Below are 19934 nucleotides of genomic sequence, written 5' to 3'. Positions count from 1 at the left end.
GCCGAACTCAGGCGAGGCTGGCGAAGGTTTTTCTCGCCAGCCCTGGATAGAGGATGAACTGGCCAAGCCCCCTCGCGCTCAGGAAGGCCAGAAGCGCGATCCAGAGAGCCGTGTTGCCGAGGCTGCCAGCGGCGAGCAGGATGCCGGCATAGATCACAAAGGCGATGACCATCAGGTCGCGCATGGAGCGGGTCCAGGTCGCGCCGGTGTAGATGCCGTCGAAGGCGAAGGCCGCGGCACCCAGAAGGGGCGTCAGGGCTGCAAAGACCAGATAGTCACGTGCGTAAGCCCGCACATCCGGGTTGGTCGACACGAAGTCGATGAATGGTCCGCCGCCGGCAAGGAAGAGACAGGAGACCGCAAATCCGAAGCCGAGGCTCCATCCCAGGCTCAAGCGGATGGCGCGGCGGAAGCTGCGCTCGTCGCGGGCGCCGATGCTCTGGCCGCACAGGGTCTCGGCCGCGGTGGCGAAGCCGTCGAGGAAATAGCCGCCGATCAGGAACATGTTGTAGAGCACCGCATTCGCCGCGAGCGTCACGTCTCCGGATCGCGCCCCCATGGCGCTGAAGATCGAGAAGGCGAGGATCAGCGCCACGTTGCGGATCATGATGTCCCGGTTCATGGCGAGCGTCTGCAGCATCGCGGTCCGGTTCAGCACCTCGGCCCATGTGACGGCGAGCGGATTGGAACCGAGCCGCCGCAGCACCACGATGCCGAGGCCCACGCCTAGTATCTCGGCCAAAGCCGTGCCGATGGCCGCACCGGCGATGCCGAGGCCGAGACCCAGCACCAGCGCCATGGTCAGCACAATGTTGGCGACGTTGATCGCCACCTGCAGCAGCAGGCCGAGATCGGTGCGCCCGCGCCCCAGGGTCGAGCCGAGGATGACATAGTTCGCCAGGGTGAAGGGAGCGGCCCAGATGCGGATGAAGAAATAGGTCGAGAGCGCCTTGGTCACCGCCTCGCTGGCGCCCGCCATGGAGAAGGCGATGGCGGCAATCGGCCATTGCAGCACGATCAGCAGGAGGCCCGTGATCCCGGCCACCAGAAACGCGCGGGCCAGCGTCACGTCGACCTCGTGCCGGTTGCCGGCGCCTGTCGCCTGGGCCGTGAGGCCGGCGGTCGCCATGCGCAGCGACCCGAAGCTCCAGAACACGAAATCGAAGATGACGGCGCCGAGCGCCACTGCGCCCAGGAGATGCGCCTCGCCGAGCCGCCCGATCACCGTCGCGTCGACGAGCCCCAGGAGGGGCGTCGTCACATGCGACAGGGTCATCGGCAGGGCGAGCGCCAGGATACGCCAGTGGGAAATATCCAGCCGCTGCGGGGTCGGTGCGCCGTCCATGGCGAGCCTCAGCGCCGGCTGCCGAACAGGCGGGAGATGAGCCAGAGCGGGACCACGATGACCGCCCCGTAGAGAACCCAACGGCCTACTCTAAGGACTGTCTCCAAGCTTAGGTCGAAAACGGAGGCAAGCCAGCTGAACAGCCTCTCAACTAGTTCAAAGGGTGTGATCTCGTAAAAGGCCAGGAAGGCGCCGACGAGGAGCGACAGGAAGATCAGCTTCACCAGCACCGAGCCGGGGGAGCCGCCGAGAAAACGGTTCAGGTTGGACATGCTGCTCATCTCGTCGGAAAGCGTCACTGGAAGAAAGCGTAATGGACCTCAGGCCTCGCGTGTGCTTCATCGCAGGGGCCGGCGATGAACGCAACCCAACCCGAGTTCCGCATGATCGATCCCGCCTTGTTCGACCCCTCCGCCATCAGCGAGGAGATCCGTGCCCAGAATGCCGACATCGTGGCCAAGCTTGCAGCCTTGCCGGACCCGATGTCCGTCCCGCCGGCCGTGGTGCGCGAGCGGCGCCGCCAAGGCCTGGGGCCATTTCCCCTGCTGCCCCTGAGTTCCAAGGCTCAGGCCATGACAATCGACGGGCCGGGCGGTCCCATTCCCTTGCGGATCATCGCGCCCGACAACCCGCGCGGCGTCTATCTGCACATCCATGGCGGCGGATGGACCTGGGGCACGGCGGACGAGCAGGATCCCTGGCTCGACCGCCTGGCCGACCGTTGCGGCCTTGCCGTGGTCTCGGTCGAGTATCGCCTCGCACCCGAACAGCCCTATCCGGCTCCAGCCGACGATTGCGAGGCGGCCGCGCTCTGGGTGCTCCGGGAGATGGAGAGCCGATTCGGCTCCTCGCGCCTGTTCATCGGCGGCGAGTCGGCCGGCGCCCATCTGTCGGCGGTGACGATCCTGCGGCTGCGGGACCGGCATGGTCTCACCCCCTTCCGGGGCGCAAACCTCTTTGCCGGCTGCTATGATCTCACCCTAACGCCGAGCGTCCGACATTGGGGACCTGAACGGCTGATCCTGAACACGAACGACGTCAAGGTGTTCGCCGACAACTTCGTCGGTCATGCTCCCGATCGGCGCGACCCGGATATCTCGCCTCTCTACGCCGACCTGAAGGGCCTGCCGCCCGCGCTGTTCTCGGTGGGCACGAAGGACATGCTCCTCGACGACACGCTGTTCATGGCCTCGCGCTGGGCGGCGGCCGGCAACGCGGCGGACCTCGCCCTCTGGCCCGGCGGCTGCCACGTGTTCATCCGCTTCGACAGCGCCATGAGCGAGCAGGCGCTGTCGCGGATCGATGGATTTATCGAGGGGCTTTAATCGGCTCCGGCCGGGGAGGGGCGCTGGGTCACGCCGATCTTGGAGGCGGCGATGACGGCTTGCGTACGGCTGTCGACCCCGAGCTTGTCGAGGATCGCCGAGACGTGGGCCTTCACGGTGGCCTCGGAGACCCCGAGCTCGTAGGCGATCTGCTTGTTGAGCAGGCCCTCGGACAGCATGGTCAGAACGCGCACCTGCTGCGGCGTGAGGGTGCCCAGGCGGCGCACGAGATCGGCGGTCTCAGCATCCTCGGCGGCCGAGAGGTCCACATCCGGCGGGGTCCAGGTGTCGCCGGCGAGCACCGCCTGGATGGCGCCGCCGATGCTGTCGATGTCGATGGATTTCGGGATGAAGCCCGAGGCGCCGAAATCCATGGCCCGGCGGATCACGGTCGGTTCTTCCGTGGCGGAAACGATCACGACCGGCAGCTCGGGATATTGTGCCCGCAGCGACATGAGACCGGAAAATCCCTGGACGCCCGGCATGGTCAGGTCGAGCAGGATCAGGTCGACGTCGCGTTCCTGGGACAGGGTGGCGTTCAGGTCATCCATGCCGCTTGCTTCCATCACGCGGGCCTGGGGCATGATGGAGGCAACGGACTGCCTCAGCGCGCCGCGAAACAGCGGATGGTCATCAGCAATGATGATCGTGGTGGACTGACTTTGCACGTGTGCCTACTCCCACGAGACGCTTGCCCTGTGCCTTAGCCGGAACCTTGAGGGAATGGCAAGGCGGCAAACGCCGTTCCTGGCCATTCTACGGGAATCTACGGAGGCGTCACATGCAATCATGTGGATTACGCCCCGATCAGATGCACGATCAGGTCGCGGGTGTGCGGCCGGTCCCGATGTTCGGCCAGATAGACGCCCTGCCATGTCCCGAGCACCATCTGGCCGTCCAGCACGGGAATGCTCAAGGAGACCCCGGACAGCATGGTCCTGATATGGGCCGGCATGTCGTCCGGCCCCTCGATGGTGTGGACATAGCCCGCCTCGCGAGGCGCCAGGCGGTCAAGGGCCGTCAGCAGGTCCCGGCGCACGTCGGGGTCGGCGTTCTCCTGGATGAGCAGCGAGGCCGAGGTGTGGCGGCAGAACACCGTCAGCAGGCCGTTCAGAACCCCGGTGCCGAACACCCAGCGCGACAGGGGCTCCGTGATCTCGGTAAAGCCCTGGCCTTCGGTTTCCACCACGAGCCGGCCGTTCACCTGCTGGGTGACGCTCGCCTCGGAGAGGGTTTCCACGTTCAGCATCGTCAGGCCTCCTGATCCTTCAACGGATGAACCTCCTGTTCGCCCCGCTCCAGGATCTTTTCCAGGGTCTCGATCCGGTCGGCTTCGGCTGCGGGCTTGTCCCATCGGATGCGGTTGATGCGGGGAAAGCGCATGGCGACGCCGGATTTGTGCCGGGTCGAGCGCTGCAGCCCCTCGAAGGCCACCTCCAGCACGAGGCCTCGATCCTTGCCGTATTCCACCTCCCGGACCGGGCCGAAGCGCTTGACCGTGTGGTTGCGGACAAAGCGGTCGAGCTTCACCAGCTCCTCGTCGGTGAAACCATGATAGGCCTTGCCTACCGGCACCAGCTCCTCGCCGTTCGGTCCGTCGCGCCAGACCCCGAACGTGTAGTCGGAGTAGAAGGACGAGCGCTTTCCGTGCCCGCGCTGGCCGTACATCATCACCGCGTCGACAAGGTAGGGATCGCGCTTCCACTTGTACCAATAGCCCTTGGGGCGGCCCGGCAGGTAGGGGCTGTTCGCCCGCTTGATCATGCAGCCCTCGATGGCGTCCGCATCGGGACCGGCTCCGACGGAGGCGGGGTCGGCGCGGGCGGCGGTGAGATCCTCCCAGGTCTCGAACGGCACCATCGGCGAGAGGTCGATGCGCGGGTCGTCGAGTCTTGCAACAAGCGCCTCAAGTCGTTTGCGCCGCTCGGCAAAGGGGAGGGCGCGCAGGTCCTCCTCGCCCTCGAACAGGATGTCGTAGACGCGCAGGTGAGCCGGAAACTCGGCAATGAGCTTCGGAGTCACGGCCTTCCGGTTCAGGCGTTGCTGCAGCACGTTGAAGCTCTGCACCCGGCCCTCGCGCACGATCAGCAGTTCGCCGTCGATGGCGCCCTCGAAATCGAGCGCCTCCACGAGGTCGGGAAAGGCGCGGGAGACGTCCTCGCCGGTGCGGGAATAGATCCGTCGCACCGGGCGGCCGTCGCTGCCATGGCCAGAGGCGGCCTGGAGGCGGATGCCGTCCCATTTCCATTCGGCCAGGAACTCGGACGCCTCGAGCTTCGCAAAATCCTCATCCTCCAGCGGATGCGAGAGCATCGATGGGCGGAACGGCGCGGGATTGCCGGACTCGGGCTTCTCGCCACGGCCCTCGACCCAGGCGAACAGATCCTCGTAGGGCGCCTCCAGCCCGTGCCAGACCAGCTCGACCTCGTCCGGCTCGATCTGCCCGAGCTGAGCGACGGCAGTCTTGGCGAGGCGGGCCGAGACGCCGACGCGCAGCTCCCGGGTGATCAGCTTGATCAGGGCCCAGCGCCCAGTCTCGTCCAGGGCATCCATCCACCCGGCGACCCGGGCCGGAAGGTCGCTCTTGCTGGTGGTCGCCAGCGTCTCGATGACCTCGGTGAGGGTCGGCACGTGCGGCGGCGGGTTGTTGTGGCCGATGGTCGGCGTGCCGTCGGCGGGCGCCACGCTTTCATGCCCCGGAGCGGGCCAGATCAGGGCCACCGTCTCGGCGAGGTCGCCCACGTAATGGTAGGACATCCGGAACAGCTCCGGATCGGTCCGCTCCTCGACGAGGCCGCGGATCAGGCCGGGCTTCGCCTCCTTGAACATGAGCGCGCCGGTCATGGCCGCCAGCGCATAGCCCCGTTCCGGGTCGAGGGTGTGACGGAAGTAATCGGTCAGCAGCCGCAGCTTCGCGTTGCGACGCGGCTCATAGCCGAGGCGGTCGAGGAGGGCGGCGAAGCGGTTCATGCCGCGTCTCCTTGCCCACCCTTATCCTCTCCTTGAGGGGGAGGATCGGCCGAAGGCCGAGGTGGGGTGGCAGCGCGAACATTGGGAGGTTGAGTTTCCACCCCGCCCCGCTCGCTCTGCTCCCGACCCTCCCCCTCGAGGGGAGGGTGGGCTGGCTCCTCCGCTTCGCCCTCGTCGCCGTAGCCCAGCATGTGCAGGGGCCGCGCCCGGATGCCGTGGGTGGTGCACCAATGGACCAGCGCATCCTCCTGGCCGTGGGTGACCCAGACTTCGCCGGCGCCGGTCTCCCGGATCGTGCGGCAGAGGTCGTCCCAGTCGGAATGGTCGGAGATCACGAGCGGCAGTTCCACGCCCTTCTGCCGGGCTCGTGCCCGCACCCGCATCCAGCCGGAGGCGAAGCATGTGACCGGATCGGGGAAGCGGCGGGACCAGAGGTCCTGGATGGAGGAGGGCGGGCAGATCACGATGGCCCCAGCGAGCTTCGAGCGCTCGGCAGCCACGACTTTCGGGGTCTCGCCCAACGGGATGCCTTCGGATTTATACAGCTCGGTCAGGCGCTCCATGGCGCCGTGGAGATAGATCGGCTGGTCGTAGCCCTCCTCGCGCAGGAGCGCCATGACCCGCTGCGCCTTGCCTAACGCATAGGCGCCAACGATGTGAGCACGTTCGGGGAAAAGGGCTGCGGAATCGAGGAGCTTGCGGACCTCGCCCCGCGTGTCCGGATGGCGGAAAACGGGTAGGCCGAAGGTCGCCTCGGTGATGAACACGTCGCAGGGCACGACCTCGTAAGGGAGGCAGGTCGGATCCTCGGCGCGCTTGTAGTCGCCCGAGACCACGACCCGGGTGCCGCCAGCCTCGATGGCAATCTGCGCCGAGCCCAGCACATGGCCGGCCGGCGTGAATCGCACGGTCACGTCGCCGACGCGGATGCTCTCGCGCAAGGTTGCCTCCTGGGTCGAGCCGGCAAAGTCCTCGCCGTAGCGCACGCCCATGATCCGCAGGGTCTCCCGGGTCGCCATGACGGTCCGGTGGCCCGAGCGGGCATGGTCCGAATGACCGTGGGTGATCAGCGCCCGCTTCACGGGCCTGACCGGGTCGATGTGGAAGTCGCCGAGGGGGCAGTAGAGCCCTTGCGGGGTCTGGGTGAGGATGTCGGTGGAACGCAGCGCCATGGTGGGAATATAGGGTCCGGCTTGGTGATGTCAGGCCGAGGGATAACGCCGAACCAGCGCCTTCGGGCCCGCAGCGGGTGGGCTGCGAGCCGTCGGGTGAGATCGAGGGAGGCGTGCTGGGCAGCCCGGCTCGATGGGTGTGGTGAGAAGTGAAGAGCCGGACCTGCTCGTCACGCGCGGTTTGTTTCAGCGGACCTGGATCTGCGCCAGGATCGGCCACCCGCGATCACAGGCGTGCGAGACCTGCGGCGGGACCGCTCCTTCGTCCCGCATCTGCGACGCCTCGCGAGCGCGCCCCTCTGTGGACGAGGATGAACCATGATATAGCCCAGCTTAGGACAGAAGTCAAGAACAAAGTGAGAACAAGACGTAGCCTCACACCCGTAGCCCTCATCCTGAGGAGGTTGCCTAGGCGACCGTCTCGAAGGAGGCACCAGTGCTCTCTGGATCCTCCTTCGAGACGCAGCCTCACGGCTGCTCCTCAGGATGAGGGCGGAGGAAGACCAGACGTGGATCCCCGGACCGAGGCCAGGGATGATACAGGGCTTGCGCACCATTGACAGCCTCTCCACTCTCCCGCATCCACACGCCATGCCGCAGACCCAGACTGCCCGATCCACCGGCGATTTTCGCGCCGACCGCCGCTATGAATATGCCCGCGCCGCCTTCGACGAGCGCGACTTCGCGGCCGCGGCCGATCTGGCCCGGCAGGTGCTGGAGCTCGCGCCGGATTTCGCAGCCGCCCATGCCATGCTGGGGCGTTCCCTGGCTGAACTGGGCACACGGGACGAGGCGGTCGAGGCACTGCGTCGGGCGCTGACGCTTGAGCCTGCCGACGAACTGGGTGTGCGGCTCGACCTCGCCAAGCTTGGAGCGTTGGCGCCCGATGAGGCGATCACGGAGGGCTATGTGCGGGCGCTCTTCGACGATTATGCGCCGAAATTCGACCGGCACCTGACCAAGAGCCTCGCCTATCGCGGGCCGGAGCTGATCGCCGACGCCCTGCGCCGCGCCTGCTCCACGCAGATCCGTGATTACCGCTTCGGCCTCACCCTCGACCTCGGCTGCGGCACCGGACTCATGGCGCAGGCGCTCGACGGGACGTGCGCCTCCATCGAAGGTGTCGACCTCTCGCCCGGCATGCTGGAGAAGGCGCAGAAGACCAAGCTCTACGATGCCCTGCACGAGGGCGAGCTGGTGTCGTTTCTCGCAGGTCGCGCAACCGCGGAGGCCGATCTCGTGGTGGCGGCCGACGTGTTCGTCTACATGGCGGCGCTCGACGCCGTGTTCCGCGAGGCACACCGGGTCCTGAAGCGCGAAGGGCTCTTCGCCTTCACGGTGCAGGCCCATAAAGGCGAAGGCTTCATCCTCGGCGAGGACGCGCGCTACGCGCACAGCGAACCCTACGTGCGTGAGCTCGCCGAGACGGCGGGCTTCACGATGGTGATCTTCGAGCGGGTTTCGACCCGGGAGGATCGCGGCGTGCCGGTTCCCGGGTTCTTATGCGTGCTGCAGCGTTGATTTCCAACGTTGGAGTCACCTGAAGCCTCACCCTGAGGAGGTCGCTTCAGCGACCGTCTCGAAGGAGGCTCCAGTTCTCTCTTGACCCTCCTTCGAGACGCAGCCTCACGGCTGCTCCTCAGGATGAGGTTGAGTTTGTGGGAGCGGTCTACTGCCCCGGCGTCGAGGGATGCGGCGCGCTCTCGTAGCAGCCCATCACCGACTGGTCGAAGTCGATGATCGAGCCGGTCATCATGCCGGATTCCGACGAGGTCAGGAAAGCCACGGCGCGGGCGACCTCGCGTGGGTCGAGCAGGCGGCCGAAGGGCTGTTCCTTTTCGGCCTTCTCGAGCCAGCCGTCCTGGGCGCCGTGGTAGAGACGCACGATCCGGTCTTCGCCGGGCGTGTTCATCCAGCCGATGTTGAGGCCGTTCACGCGGATGCGCCAGGGCATGAGGCTGAAGGCGGCGTTCTTGGTCAGCGTGGCGAGCGCCCCCTTCGAGCCGCAATAGGCCGCAATGAAGGGCTGTCCGCCATGGGCCGACATGGACAGGATGTTGACCATGCTGCCTTCGATCTTCTCGCGCCGCATGATCTTGGCGGCCTCCTGCATCAGGAAGAACGGCGCGCGCACGTTGACGGCGAACATGCGGTCGAAGAGCTCGGGGCTCGTGTCGAAGATCGTGCCGCGGTCGGTGATGCCGGCGGCGTTCACCAGCACGTCGACACGCCCGAAGACGCTGTCGGCCCGCGCGGTGACCTGACGCGCCTCGTCGATGTTTTCGAGGTCGGCCCGCACGAATTCCGTGTGGCAGCCCTGGTTGGAGATCTCGCGGGCCACCGCATGCCCGCGCTCCTCGTTGCGGCCGCAGATCACGATGCCCTTGGCGCCGCGCTCGGCCAGCGTGCGGGCGATGGCCTCGCCCACCCCTTGCGTGCCTCCGGTGACGACGGCGACGGCGTTCTCGAACTGGGTATCGTGCGGCATAGCGTTGGTCCTCTACGGTATCGTTTTTGGCGTTGGTTGAACTGAGGCGATCCTGGGCTGGATGGCAAGCGGTCAGACAGGGGCTTTCACATGTTCCGAAATCGTGCCGTGGGTGTCATCCCCGGCGAGCGAAGCGAGGAAAGGGATCCACGATCGAACGCGGGCTATGGATTCCCTTCCCCTCCGCTACGCTCCGGCCGGAAATGACAACAGGGTGGGGCCCGGCCATGGCGGAACCTTCCCGGCGGCCTTATCTTGAGGATTCATGTCTCAAGCGTCCCTTCTCCCTAAGACCTTTCGTGACTGGTTCAAGAGCCGCGGCTGGAAGCCGAGGGCGCACCAGCTCGACCTGCTCGCCAAGGCGCGAGAAGGCCGCTCGGTGCTGCTCGTGGCGCCCACCGGGGCGGGCAAGACGCTGGCCGGATTCCTGCCGAGCTTGGTGGAGCTCTCGGAGCGGAGGCCAAGCCGCGGCACGGCCAAGGACAGGCGCGGGCTCCACACCCTCTACATCTCGCCCCTGAAGGCGCTCGCCACCGACGTCGCCCGCAACCTCGAAATCCCGGTCGCCGAGATGGGGCTCCCCATCCGCGTCGAAACCCGCACGGGCGACACGCCCTCGCACAAGCGCGCCCGCCAGATCGAGCGGCCGCCGGACATCCTGCTCACCACGCCGGAGCAGCTGGCGCTGCTGCTGGCGCACGCGGAGGCGCGGGAGTTCTTCAAGGACCTGCGGCGCGTGGTGCTGGACGAACTGCACTCGCTGGTCACCTCGAAGCGCGGCGACCTGCTGTCGCTCGGCCTTGCACGGCTGATGATGATCGCCCCGCAGGCGACGGCCGTTGGCCTCTCCGCGACGGTGCGCGAGCCGGATGATCTCAGGCGGTACCTGGTGCCGCAGCGTTCCGCAGATTCCCTCCCCCTGGCGGGGAGGGATAAAGGGTGGGGGTCGGAAAGCCAGAACTCCGCGCGTTCTTCGGCTCGCGAAAGCATCGCTGCAACGGTGGACTCGAGCGAGCGCTTACCCGGTCGCACCACCCCCACCCCTAGCCCCTCCCCGCAAGGGGGAGGGGAAACACCGATGGCCGACCTCGTCGTGGTCCAAGGCGGCGCGCAGCCGGACATCCGCATGCTCGACCTCGACGAGCGCCTGCCGCTCGCCGGCCATACGGCCTCCCTGTCGATGCCGGCGATCTACGATCTCATCCGCGGCCACAAGACCACGCTCGTTTTCGTCAACACGCGCCTGCAGGCGGAGTACACATTTCAGGAGCTCTGGAAACTCAACGACGACAACCTTGCCATCGCACTCCATCACGGCTCCCTCGACGTGTCGCAGAGAAGGCGCGTCGAGGAGGCGATGGCGGCGGGAAAGCTGAAGGCGGTGGTCTGCACCGCGACGCTCGATCTCGGCATCGACTGGGGCGATGTGGATCTCGTGGTGAATGTGGGCGCGCCGAAGGGGGCGTCGCGCATCATGCAGCGCATCGGCCGCTCGAACCACCGCATGGATGAGCCCTCGGAGGCCTATCTCGTGCCGGCGAACCGCTTCGAGATTCTCGAATGCCGTGCAGCGCTCGATGCCGTGCACGAGGCCGCGCAGGATACGCCGGATGCGCGTGTCGGTGCGCTCGATGTGCTCTGCCAGCACATCCTCGGCATGGCCTGCGCCGGGCCGTTCGACCTTGCGGAGCTGTACGAGGAGGTGCGCTCGGCGGCGCCCTATGCCGGCTTGAGCTGGGAGGATTTCGAGGCCTGCGTCGCCTTCGTCGCCACAGGCGGTTATGCGCTGCGTGCCTACGAACGCTTCGCCAAGATCGTACGGGGTAACGATGGCCTGTGGCGCGTGCGCGATGCCAGGGTAGCGCAGCAATACCGGCTCAACGTCGGCACCATCGTCGAGTCGAGCATGATCAAGGTGCGGCTCGGCAAGAGCATGCGCTCGCGGCCCGGCACCGTGCTGCCGCGTGGACGAATTCTCGGCGAGATCGAGGAATACTTCGCCGAGACGCTGACGCCCGGCGACACGTTTCTCTTCTCCGGCGAGGTGCTGCGCTTCGAGGGCATCTCCGAGGATGAAGTGCTGGTCACCCGCGCCGGCTCCGGCACCGATCCGATGATCCCGTCCTATGAGGGCGGCAAGTTCCCGCTCTCAACCTTTCTCGCCGCGCGTGTCCGCGCGATCCTCGCCGACCCGTTCGAGTGGGATCGCCTGCCGCCGCAGATGACGGAGTGGCTCTTGCAGCAGCGGCGCCGCTCCATCGTGCCGGGGCCGCGCGATCTCCTGGTCGAGACCTTTCCCCGCGGCAACCGCTTCTACATGACCTGTTTCCCGTTCGAGGGCAGGCTCGCGCACCAGACGCTCGGCATGCTCCTCACCCGCCGCCTGGAGCGGGCCAAGCTCAAGCCGCTCGGTTTCGTCGCCAATGATTACGGCATCGCGGTCTATGCCTCAGGCGACATCGCAGGCCGCGCCGGGCGCGATCCGGGCTTCATGGACGAGCTGTTCTCGCAGGACATGCTGGGCGACGACCTGGAGGATTGGCTCGCCGAATCCTCCCTGATGAAGCGCACCTTCCGCCAATGCGCCGTGATCGCCGGCCTCATCGAGCGCCGCTTCCCGGGGGAGAAGAAAACCGGCCGGCAGGTGACGATCTCCACCGATCTCGTCTACGACGTGCTGCGCAAGCACGAGCCCGATCACGTTCTGTTGCGCGCCGCCCGGGCGGATGCGGCAACGGGACTCCTCGACGTGAGGCGCCTCGGCATGATGCTTGAGCGCATCCGGGGGCGAATCATCCACAAGCCGCTCGACCGGGTATCTCCTTTGAGCGTGTCCGTCATGCTGGAGATCGGCCGCGAGCGCGTCTATAGCGACAACGCGGACGAGATTCTGGCCGAGGCGGAAGCAGCGCTTCTCGACGAGGCTTTGGCGTGACGGCATTGCAGAAGAACAAACAGACAACGCACGAAATCGAGCTGAAGGGGCAGCTGGCGCTGCTCGACCTGACGGGGGCGATGTATCTGCCGGCCCAGGATGCGCTGCTCGTGGCCGATCTTCATTTCGAGAAGGGCTCGTCCTTCGCCCGGCGTGGCATGATGCTACCGCCCTACGACACGCGCGAGACGCTTCTCGCCCTCTCCGATGCGGTGTTCCGCTTCAATCCGAAGACCGTGATCGCGCTCGGCGACAGCTTCCATGACATCGGTGGGCCGGAGCGGCTCGGGACTGAGGAGCGCACGACGCTCACGCAAGTGCAGCAGGGCCGCGACTGGATCTGGGTCACGGGCAACCATGACCGCATCCTCCCCGACAGCATCGGCGGGCAGGTGGTGGAGGAGATGGCGCTCGGATCCCTCACCCTGCGCCATGAACCCGCAGCCGGCGAGCAGGCGGAGGTCGCCGGCCATCTCCATCCGGTCGGCAAGGTGGTGATGCGCGGGCGCTCGACCCGGCGGCGCTGCTTCCTCACCGATGGCCAGCGTTGCGTGATGCCGGCGCTCGGGGCCTATGCAGGCGGACTGAATGCCTGCGATGCCGCCTTCAAGCCTCTGTTCCCGAACGGCTTCACGGCCCATCTCATCGGCACCGAGCGGATCTTCGCCATCGCCAAATCCATGCTCTGCCGAGACTAAGCATCAAACCGCCGTCACGGACGCACTTGGTTTACGGCCACCCACGTCTTCGAACCACGGCGCCATGAACACGTGGATACCCGGGACAAGCCCGGGCATGACGTCGAGAGTGTCATCCCTTTGCCTTCACTACAGGCGCCTCCGAAAAACGCGCCTGCCGTGGTGCGAGTTCATGGCCCTGCGGCTGTGTGAGAAGCCCGTAGAGGTCCGGGCGGCGGCCGCGGATCCAGCGGCGGCCGGTGGCGAGCGGCAGGAGGTCGAGGTCGAGATCGGCGACGACCAGAGCATCGTCAGCCTTCCAGGTTTCCGCGATGATCCGGCCATAGCAATCGATGATCATGGCGTTGCCGGTGCGCACCTCGCCGTCGTCCTCGCCGACCCCGTTGGCAAAGAGCAGGAAATACCCATTGTCGTGCGCGCGGGCCGGCAGCCAGCGCAGCAGCCATTCGCGCCCCTTGGGGCCACGGAACTCCGCTTCGATGGCCTCGGGATTGGTGTGCCGGTTCTTCCAGAGAGCCGGGTCGATCAACCCCATGGCCTGAGGGCTGCGCGAATGACAGCCGCCGGTCTGGTGCGGCGCCATGACGATATCGGCGCCCAGCAGGGCCGTGGCGCGGGCATTCTCGACGAGGTTGTTGTCCCAGCAGATGAGAACGCCGACCTTCACGCCCCATGGCGTGTCGAACACCGTGTAGCTGTCGCCGCTCGCGATATCGTCGCTCTCGAAGGCGTGGAGCTTGCGGTGGCGGTGCACCTGTCCGTCAGGCATGCACACCACGTAGGTATTGAAAAGGCGCCCGTCCTTTGCCTTCTCGATCAGGCCGACCCCGATGGCCATGTCATATCGTGCAGCAAGGCTTAAGACCGCCTGCGTGGAGGGACCCGAGGGTACCGGCTCGGCAAGTGCCTCCAGCTGCTCCCGCCCGAGATTGCGCACATGCCAGTAGCCGGTCAGGCACATTTCGGGAAAAGCGAGGATCTTGATCGTCTTCGCGGCAGCCTCACCGCAGAAGCGCTCCACCACCGACATGTTGTAGGCCTTGTCGTTGGCCCTGTGGTGAAATTGAACCGTCCCAGCCTTCAGCATCATCCTGCTCGTTCTCCTCCAGCGGAGAGCAGGATCACCCGACGATTTCTTCCTGTAAAGGCGAAGGCCGGCGGCGGTTTCAGTCGCGGCGGAAGATGACGCTTGCGAGCCAGCCGAAGAAGATGGCGATCGCGGCGGTTGCGAGGCCATAGAGCAGCGACCAGTCACGGGCCACCACACCGATCTGCTCCTCGAAGCCCGTCTTCACCAGTTCGAAATGGGTGTTGGTGCGGGCCAGGATCACGGTGTCGGCAAAGAGCGTCACATCCACATCGTAATTGCCGGGCGGTGCGGTGGCCGGCAACGGAATGCCTGCGCGGAAGATGTCCGATGTCAGGAAGGTCACGCCTCGCTCGTCTTCGAGATAGAGCCCTTCCTGGGCCTTCAGGCGGTGCAGCGCTTCGCGGAACGGCTTGTCCGCGCCGTCGCGCCCATAGGTGAAGTCGTTGGCGCTGATGATGGCCTCAAGGCCGATCTTCTGTCGCTGGCGCAGCTGGTCGCTCGTGATCTCGGTAATCGGCCGGGAGGTCATGACGCTGATATAGGCCGGAACCGATGGGAATTTCTGCTGGTCCTGGTTGATCCAGACGGGGCCGAGCCGCTCCTTCTCGCGCACTGTCAGGAACTGACGCGGACCGCGGACCGTGACGACCACGTCGTAGCCCGTGGCGCGGGCGACCGTCTGGGCATCCCGCTCGATGGCGCCGAACACGGCGATTTGCGTGCCGGTATAGTTGGAATTGATCAGGACCCGATGGTTTGACAGGGACGTGATCAGGGTCTCGGCCTGCGCCGGAGTTAAGCCAGCCCACAGGAGCAGGAGGAGGCCGAGCACCCTCACTGGCGCACCTCCTGGACGGAGATGGAGAACGGCTCCTCCGGCTTCAGCACGAGTTCGAGCCCGAAGCGCAGGCCCACGGCCAGCAGCAGGAGCGCGAGCAGGAAGCGGAACAGCTCCGCCCGCAGATGGCGTCCCATCCGTGCCCCGAACTGAGCCCCGAAGACGCCGCCGACGATGAGGAGGATCGCCAGCACCATGTCGACCGCCTGATTGGTGATCGCGTGGAGGATGAGAGCCACCAGGGTGGTGCAGACGATCTGGAACTGTGAGGTGCCGACCACCACGGTGGTGGGCACGCGGAAGATGTAGAGCAGCGCCGGCACCACGATGAAGCCGCCGCCGATGCCGAGCAGCGCGCCGGCGAAGCCGATGAAGAGAGAGAGGCCGAGGATGGGAATGACGCTGACATAGAGCTTCGAGCGGTAGAAGCGCATCCGCAGGGGCCAGCCGAGATAGGGCGCGTGCTCGCCGGCCCGGCGGCGCAGGCGCACCGCGCCGCCCTTGCGCCTGTGCCAGAACTCCCGGATGCTCTCCTTCAGCATCAGGCTGCCGACGATGGTGAACAGCGTCACGTAGGAGATGACGATCACGAGATCGAGCTGTCCGGCCCGGCGCGCGGCCGCAAAGAACCAGACGCCGAGGGCGGATCCGACGAAGCCGCCCGCCACCAGAATGGCGCCGAGCTTGTGATCGAGGGCGTTGCGCCTCAACGCGCCGAGCACGCTGGTGGTGGAGGAGGCGACGATCTGGGCCGATTGGGTTGCCACCGCGACGGCCGGGGGGATCCCGAGAAAGATCAGGAGCGGCGTCATCAGGAAGCCACCGCCGATGCCGAACAGGCCTGAAATGAAGCCCACCGCCGCACCCATCCCGAGGATGAGAAGAACGCTCACAGGCATCTCAGCGATAGGCAAATAGATTTGCAACCCGGTTCCCCTATGGCCGGTGCAGCCACGTGGTTGTTACAGTTCGTTGTTACAGCATCATGCAGGCGATGTAACGGTCACGTTCTGAACGGAAGATGACAGAGCCTGCCTGCTGTCAACTCCTGTCGGGTGAAGATCGATCCAGGGCAGCCGTCCATTCCGGGGCCGCCGTCGGGGGCTCGTTGGCAATCGGGTCCACGGCGCGCGGGCGCCACTGATCGATCGTGTTTCTAGCGCTTTTCAGATCCGCAGGGGTGAGGCGAGCAGCCAGATCGTCACGCTTTCGGGCGGCTTCCGCGTCGCCCTGAGCGGCCGCGAGAGAAAACCACTGGAAGGCCTTGGGCAGGTTCGCCTTCGAGCCGATGCCGCGGGTCAGCAGCAGGCCTGTGTTGAACTGGCTGTCGCGAAAGCCCGCCTCCGCGGCCTCGGTGTACCAGCGCAGGGCCGTGGCGTAGTCCGCCTTGCCGCTGGCCCCGGAGGCGAGCAGGGTCGCGAGGTTGTGCATGGCGCGGACATGGCCGCCCAGGGCCGCCCGCTCATACCAGAAGACCGCCTGCTTGAGATCGCGCCCGACCCCGAGGCCTTGCTCGAACATCGAGGCAAGACGCTCCTGGGCCGGTGGGAGACCTGCCTGGGAGGCGCGCTCGAAGAGGCGTGCCGCCGCTGCCAGGTCCTCGACCATGCCGCGCCCTTCGGCCAGTCGCGCTCCGATCTCATAGAGCGCCGCCGCATCGCCTGTGAGGGCCGCCTGGCGTAAACCTGCCGGAATCTCGGTCGGGATGCCGCCGATGGTTTCCGGGTCCACGAGGAACCTGCCCGCGGCCAGAGGGGCCGGGGTCGAGGATTGCGCGGCGAGGCTGGATGCCTGGAACAGGCTCACATCCTGCTTTGCTGCGGGAGCGCTTGGCATGCTCTGGGGCTGCGCTTCGGGAGCTTGAACGTCCTGCGGCGCGCTTGCCGACGCGGATGCGACGGCCGAGACGCTGGGCGTTCCAGTCAGGATCTGTGCGGTGCCGGCCGCCAGAACCAGGAATGCGAGGCCCAGAAGGAGAGGGCGGCGATGGCTGTCGAGGGTCCGGCGCAGGCGCTCGAACAGCGAGGGCAGCTGCGATGCCTCGGCCTCGTCGTTTGCATCCCGCTCTTCGCTTGTGAGCTCTGCGTTCGGCTCCTGAGCCAGAAGGGCGGGTTCTGCGGGTTCCGACACCGCATTCTGCGCAGCCCTCCGGGCCGCCGCGATGAAGCTCGCGCGCACATGGCCGGTGTCTTCGTCTGCGGCTGCCACGGGCGCGATCTCTGCCGGCCTTGGAGCTTGCGCGGGTGCGTCGGGAGCAGGGAGCGCGGTGTCCTCGATCCGGGACAGAGTGACCGCATGAAGCTTGCGCACAGCCGCTTCGAGGCGGTCTGAGGGCGGCAGGTCCGAGGGCGGAAGGGGCTGGCTGCCGGTCGCGGGTGCAGCTTGGCTCTGTAAGCGGGACGCCAGCCCCTCCAAGGCCTCATGAACCGACTTCAGGGTTTCCTGCGTCTTCCGGTCCGAGCGGGTGTGAAGGGCCTTCAGCTCGACGAAGCCATGCTTGAGAACATCCAAATCGCCCGCATCGGGCAAGGTTGCTCGAATGTCGTTCAACGCGGCCCTGGCCGCACGCTCGGCAATCCCGGCAGCCTCGTTCTGCAGATGTGTCAGCTGCCCGGCCGCATCCTGCAAGGCGTTGCGCAGCGGTTCGTCGGTTGTGGATCCGAGGCGTTCCGCCAGCGCCGCGACCTGCCGCTCCAGGGCATCGAAGCCCGCCGGTGGGGCGGGCGGGCGTTCAAGCTTTTCGTCGATGGAACGGAGCATCCGCGCCACGTCGGCCGTATCAGCTTGCTGGCCGAGCTGGCGCAGTTCCTGCTCGATCCGATCGAACCGCTCCAGCAGAGGCTCATGGGAGAGCGTTTCCCGCGCGGCCACTTCCCTGATCTGGAACGACAGCCGATCTTCCATCCCACTGACCGGGGCGCCCTCGGTCGAGCGGCTGTCGGACAGGGCGGCCATGCGCTCGGTCAGGAGGGCCAGCTGCTCGCTGATCGGGGCAAAATCGGCTGGTTGCGGGTCAGGGCGGCGGACGAGGAGATCGAGGCGGCGATCCACGCTCTCCAGCAGTTCGGGAACCTTGCTGGCGTCCTGGGCCGTGGCGGTCACGTAGAGGGCCGAGCAGACATCGTCGAGGGACCGCTTCAGGGCGGTGAAATCGCTCTTGCTCACCTGATGGAGGCGAAGCTCGGCGATCTGCCGCCCCAGAGCTTCGATGTCGCCGGAGAGCCGGACCATCTGCTGCGGCTCGGCGCGGCTCGCCAGGTCATGGCGCAGGTCCACGATCTGGCCGCTGAGGAATTCGATCACCGAGCGGTCGATGCCCGCCTCGGCCATGCGGTCGATCTTCTTCGTGACGCGATCGATCCCGAGGCCGAGATGCTGATGCAGCTCATGATTGACCCGCTCGGAGAGGGTCTGAACCTCTTCATAGAGCACGGTCATCGAGCCGGCGAGGGTGTGCAGGTCCTTGGAGGTCGGACCCTGCCCGAGATCCTTGGCCAGGGAGCCGAGGGATGCGCCAAGGGCCGCGATCTCGCTGCGGGTCGCCAGATGCTCCAGGCCGGATCGGAGCGTGTCGATTTCGGCGCGGATCGTCTCAACGGCGGGCGAGACGTCCGGGACTGGCTGCTCCAGGCGAGTGGCGAGCCGGGACATGTCGGCCCGCAGGCCGGATAAGGTCTGGGACACGGGGGCGAGCGCCTTGAGGGCCTCCTCCATGGGGAATTCCATGCGCGGCGGAGGGGGCCGCTCAGTGGCAACCCGGCGCTCGACCGTGTCGAGGCGCTCCTTCAGGGAGGACAGGGCCTGGGTCAGGATCGCGGCGATGCGCTCCTGCTGATCCACAGACGTGCGGGCAGCGTCGTTGAGCCGGGTCTCGGCCTGCTCGATCCAGCTTGCCATCGATTCCAGGGCGATGGCCGTCCGCGCAGCCTGATCCTCGGCCTGCCGCTCGCTCTCGGCCGCGATGGCCGCCCTGAGGGTTTCGTAATCCTTCTTCGGCCGCGGGGAGGACATCCGGGCGATCAGGGCATCGAGGTCGCTGCCGGTCGTCCAGCGCGCCCTCGGTCGAAAGGAGGGGACGGGTTCGTCGTCCTGGTCGGCCAGAACGGCCGCGGCCCAGTCCTCGAGGCTCAAGCCCGCCCGGCGCGCCGCGGCCATGGCCAGCTCGCGGGCGTCGAGGTCCGGGTCGTCAGGTCTTGAGAGGACGTGTCGTCTCATCATGGGCTCGCGGGGATACGCTGAAACTTCTCAAGGCGAAGATGAGCCCCGTGCCGACCTTCGCCTGACGGGCAAAGGGATGTCGAGAAAGGCGAATCATGCCGCCTTAAGAACCCTTTGTCCGATGGCGCAGCTTTCGTCGAGCGTAGTAAAAAACCCGTTAAATGGAGAGGGTTTCAGTAATGTTGCCTGCCTGAGAGGCAGAATATTCCCTTACGTCACGACGAAAGAAGCGCGTTCTTTTGCCCTACCGGCACCTGATATCTGTAATACCCTTGCATCTTTCGAAACATATGTTCTATCATTTCATTACCAAAGGGGATGTGCTTCGAGCACAAAGCCGAGAACAACGAGATGACGGGGCATTCCATGGACCAATTCGCAATCGGCGCCAAAGCTGGAGATGCAGCAGAGGGTGCCAAGTACTATACGATCGGAGATCTGGCGCGCGAGTTCGGGGTGACCCTGCGGACTCTCCGGTTCTACGAGGATCGCGGCCTCCTGTCCCCCCGCCGGGACGGCACCGCCCGCATCTACGACGCCCGCGACCGTGAGCGCCTCTCCGTGATCCTCAAGGGCAAGCAGCTCGGCTTCACCTTGACCGAGATCCGCGCCATGCTGGCCGAGGAGCGCTCCGGCAACGGCCCGGCCATGAACCTCAAGCTGTCGCTCGACCAGATCGAGGACCAGATCCAGCACCTCGAGCAGCAGAAGAAGGAAATCGAGGAGGCCTTGGCCGAACTCCAGGCCCGCCGCGCCGGCTTGGCTGCCGCGGCCTGATCTTCGCACACCTGCCAACCGTCTAAAACAAGCCCTTTGGCATCAGGCTGCACGCCTCGATGCCAAAGGGCTTTTTGT

The 19934-nt window shown here is 66.3% G+C and carries 16 protein-coding genes; 5 read left to right on the top strand and 11 right to left on the bottom strand.

What is annotated here, in order from left to right:
- Positions 1-7: 7 nt before the first annotated feature.
- Entirely contained in the window at positions 8-1345 is a 1338-nt protein-coding gene (locus FHR70_RS11360) for an MATE family efflux transporter (RefSeq protein ID WP_183450081.1), read from the bottom strand.
- 8 nt (positions 1346-1353) lie between these two features.
- On the bottom strand, positions 1354-1617 hold the full coding sequence (locus FHR70_RS11355) for a DUF6460 domain-containing protein (protein ID WP_183450078.1): 264 nt from the start codon (positions 1615-1617) through the stop codon (positions 1354-1356).
- 111 nt (positions 1618-1728) lie between these two features.
- Between FHR70_RS11355 and FHR70_RS11350 the strand changes: the two genes are divergently transcribed.
- Positions 1729-2670, top strand: a complete 942-nt coding sequence (locus tag FHR70_RS11350; protein ID WP_183450270.1) for an alpha/beta hydrolase — start codon at positions 1729-1731, stop codon at positions 2668-2670.
- Here the strand turns inward: FHR70_RS11350 and FHR70_RS11345 are convergent.
- From FHR70_RS11345 to FHR70_RS11330, 4 genes are all read right to left on the bottom strand, one after another.
- Positions 2667-3338, bottom strand: coding sequence for a response regulator (locus FHR70_RS11345; RefSeq protein ID WP_183450076.1), 672 nt, complete (start codon positions 3336-3338; stop codon positions 2667-2669). The two genes, FHR70_RS11350 and FHR70_RS11345, sit on opposite strands and share 4 nt — an antisense overlap.
- 128 nt (positions 3339-3466) lie before the next feature.
- On the bottom strand, positions 3467-3919 hold the full coding sequence (locus tag FHR70_RS11340) for a secondary thiamine-phosphate synthase enzyme YjbQ (protein ID WP_183450074.1): 453 nt from the start codon (positions 3917-3919) through the stop codon (positions 3467-3469).
- A gap of 2 nt (positions 3920-3921) precedes the next feature.
- On the bottom strand, positions 3922-5640 hold the full coding sequence (locus FHR70_RS11335) for a cisplatin damage response ATP-dependent DNA ligase (RefSeq protein WP_183450072.1): 1719 nt from the start codon (positions 5638-5640) through the stop codon (positions 3922-3924).
- Positions 5637-6812: a ligase-associated DNA damage response exonuclease gene (locus FHR70_RS11330; RefSeq protein ID WP_183450071.1), complete on the bottom strand. Its 1176-nt coding sequence runs from the start codon at positions 6810-6812 to the stop codon at positions 5637-5639. Before FHR70_RS11330 ends, FHR70_RS11335 begins: the two co-directional genes overlap by 4 nt.
- Before the next feature lie 546 nt (positions 6813-7358).
- Here FHR70_RS11330 and FHR70_RS11325 point away from each other — a divergent pair.
- The gene (locus FHR70_RS11325) at positions 7359-8333 is read left to right on the top strand and encodes a class I SAM-dependent DNA methyltransferase (RefSeq protein ID WP_246408016.1); all 975 of its coding nucleotides are present in this window, start codon (positions 7359-7361) and stop codon (positions 8331-8333) included.
- A 148-nt stretch (positions 8334-8481) separates the two neighbouring features.
- On the opposite strand, the gene FHR70_RS11320 is transcribed toward FHR70_RS11325, so the two are convergent.
- Positions 8482-9300 carry an SDR family oxidoreductase gene (locus FHR70_RS11320; RefSeq protein WP_183450070.1) on the bottom strand — a complete coding sequence of 273 codons (819 nt, stop codon included), beginning with the start codon at positions 9298-9300 and terminating at the stop codon, positions 8482-8484.
- Between the two features lie 265 nt (positions 9301-9565).
- On the opposite strand from FHR70_RS11320, the gene FHR70_RS11315 reads away from it, so the two are divergent.
- Positions 9566-12235 carry a ligase-associated DNA damage response DEXH box helicase gene (locus FHR70_RS11315; RefSeq protein ID WP_183450069.1) on the top strand — a complete coding sequence of 890 codons (2670 nt, stop codon included), beginning with the start codon at positions 9566-9568 and terminating at the stop codon, positions 12233-12235.
- Positions 12232-12933 (top strand): ligase-associated DNA damage response endonuclease PdeM, encoded by a 702-nt coding sequence (gene pdeM / locus FHR70_RS11310; protein WP_183450068.1) that lies wholly within the window; start codon positions 12232-12234, stop codon positions 12931-12933. The genes FHR70_RS11315 and pdeM overlap by 4 nt, the downstream gene beginning before the upstream one ends.
- 112 nt (positions 12934-13045) lie before the next feature.
- Here the strand turns inward: pdeM and FHR70_RS11305 are convergent, their stop codons facing one another.
- The 4 genes from FHR70_RS11305 to FHR70_RS11290 all read right to left on the bottom strand — a co-directional run bounded on the left by FHR70_RS11305 (position 13046) and on the right by FHR70_RS11290 (position 19076).
- Positions 13046-14023: a nitrilase family protein gene (locus tag FHR70_RS11305; RefSeq protein ID WP_183450067.1), complete on the bottom strand. Its 978-nt coding sequence runs from the start codon at positions 14021-14023 to the stop codon at positions 13046-13048.
- Between the two features lie 76 nt (positions 14024-14099).
- The gene (locus FHR70_RS11300) at positions 14100-14861 is read right to left on the bottom strand and encodes a TIGR02186 family protein (RefSeq protein WP_183450066.1); all 762 of its coding nucleotides are present in this window, start codon (positions 14859-14861) and stop codon (positions 14100-14102) included.
- Positions 14858-15787 carry a sulfite exporter TauE/SafE family protein gene (locus FHR70_RS11295; protein WP_183450064.1) on the bottom strand — a complete coding sequence of 310 codons (930 nt, stop codon included), beginning with the start codon at positions 15785-15787 and terminating at the stop codon, positions 14858-14860. Before FHR70_RS11295 ends, FHR70_RS11300 begins: the two co-directional genes overlap by 4 nt.
- 115 nt (positions 15788-15902) lie before the next feature.
- Positions 15903-19076: a tetratricopeptide repeat protein gene (locus FHR70_RS11290; RefSeq protein WP_183450062.1), complete on the bottom strand. Its 3174-nt coding sequence runs from the start codon at positions 19074-19076 to the stop codon at positions 15903-15905.
- Between the two features lie 369 nt (positions 19077-19445).
- Between FHR70_RS11290 and FHR70_RS11285 the strand changes: the two genes are divergently transcribed.
- Positions 19446-19856, top strand: coding sequence for a MerR family transcriptional regulator (locus FHR70_RS11285; RefSeq protein ID WP_183450060.1), 411 nt, complete (start codon positions 19446-19448; stop codon positions 19854-19856).
- Positions 19857-19934 lie beyond the last annotated feature (78 nt).

The sequence above is a fragment of the Microvirga lupini genome (assembly GCF_014191055.1).
Lineage (GTDB): Bacteria > Pseudomonadota > Alphaproteobacteria > Rhizobiales > Beijerinckiaceae > Microvirga > Microvirga lupini_A.
This window is presented reverse-complemented; position numbering and strand designations above follow the sequence as displayed.

What these genes read in the sequence shown, in the direction of transcription:
- FHR70_RS11360 (WP_183450081.1), bottom strand. Translation starts at nt 1,345, where the DNA reads ATGGACGGCGCACCGACCCCGCAGCGGCTGGATATTTCCCACTGGCGT.
- FHR70_RS11355 (WP_183450078.1), bottom strand. Translation starts at nt 1,617, where the DNA reads ATGTCCAACCTGAACCGTTTTCTCGGCGGCTCCCCCGGCTCGGTGCTG.
- FHR70_RS11350 (WP_183450270.1), top strand. Translation starts at nt 1,729, where the DNA reads ATGATCGATCCCGCCTTGTTCGACCCCTCCGCCATCAGCGAGGAGATC.
- FHR70_RS11340 (WP_183450074.1), bottom strand. Translation starts at nt 3,919, where the DNA reads ATGCTGAACGTGGAAACCCTCTCCGAGGCGAGCGTCACCCAGCAGGTG.
- FHR70_RS11335 (WP_183450072.1), bottom strand. Translation starts at nt 5,640, where the DNA reads ATGAACCGCTTCGCCGCCCTCCTCGACCGCCTCGGCTATGAGCCGCGT.
- FHR70_RS11330 (WP_183450071.1), bottom strand. Translation starts at nt 6,812, where the DNA reads ATGGCGCTGCGTTCCACCGACATCCTCACCCAGACCCCGCAAGGGCTC.
- FHR70_RS11320 (WP_183450070.1), bottom strand. Translation starts at nt 9,300, where the DNA reads ATGCCGCACGATACCCAGTTCGAGAACGCCGTCGCCGTCGTCACCGGA.
- FHR70_RS11315 (WP_183450069.1), top strand. Translation starts at nt 9,566, where the DNA reads ATGTCTCAAGCGTCCCTTCTCCCTAAGACCTTTCGTGACTGGTTCAAG.
- FHR70_RS11305 (WP_183450067.1), bottom strand. Translation starts at nt 14,023, where the DNA reads ATGATGCTGAAGGCTGGGACGGTTCAATTTCACCACAGGGCCAACGAC.
- FHR70_RS11290 (WP_183450062.1), bottom strand. Translation starts at nt 19,076, where the DNA reads ATGAGACGACACGTCCTCTCAAGACCTGACGACCCGGACCTCGACGCC.
- FHR70_RS11285 (WP_183450060.1), top strand. Translation starts at nt 19,446, where the DNA reads ATGGACCAATTCGCAATCGGCGCCAAAGCTGGAGATGCAGCAGAGGGT.